The sequence below is a fragment of the Stenotrophomonas sp. INTA L402-1 genome, from assembly GCF_059295135.1.
Genome location: NZ_JCAFWP010000226.1, coordinates 1 through 543, shown reverse-complemented (window position 1 = coordinate 543; position 543 = coordinate 1). Strand labels below are relative to the sequence as shown.

1 rRNA gene is annotated in these 543 nt (G+C 50.8%); it reads left to right on the top strand.

What is annotated here, in order from left to right:
• Nucleotides 1-427 (top strand): 16S ribosomal RNA (locus AC5O77_RS22500); the annotation flags it as partial.
• Between the last annotated feature and the right edge of the window lie 116 nt (nt 428-543).

The window sequence follows — 543 nt, the reverse complement described above, 5'->3', positions numbered from 1 at the left end:
TATCCTTTGTTGCCAGCGATTCGGTCGGGAACTCAAAGGAGACTGCCAGTGATAAACTGGAGGAAGGTGGGGATGACGTCAAGTCATCATGGCCCTTACGAGTAGGGCTACACACGTGCTACAATGGCGTATACAAAGAGAAGCGACCTTGCGAGAGCAAGCGGACCTCATAAAGTACGTCGTAGTCCGGATTGGAGTCTGCAACTCGACTCCATGAAGTCGGAATCGCTAGTAATCGTAGATCAGAATGCTACGGTGAATACGTTCCCGGGCCTTGTACACACCGCCCGTCACACCATGGGAGTGGGTTGCAAAAGAAGTAGGTAGCTTAACCTTCGGGAGGGCGCTTACCACTTTGTGATTCATGACTGGGGTGAAGTCGTAACAAGGTAACCGTAGGGGAACCTGCGGTTGGATCACCTCCTTACCTTAAAGAAGCGTACTTTGCAGTGCTCACACAGATTGTCTGATGAAAATGAGCAGTAAAACCTCTACAGGCTTGTAGCTCAGGTGGTTAGAGCGCACCCCTGATAAGGGTGAGGT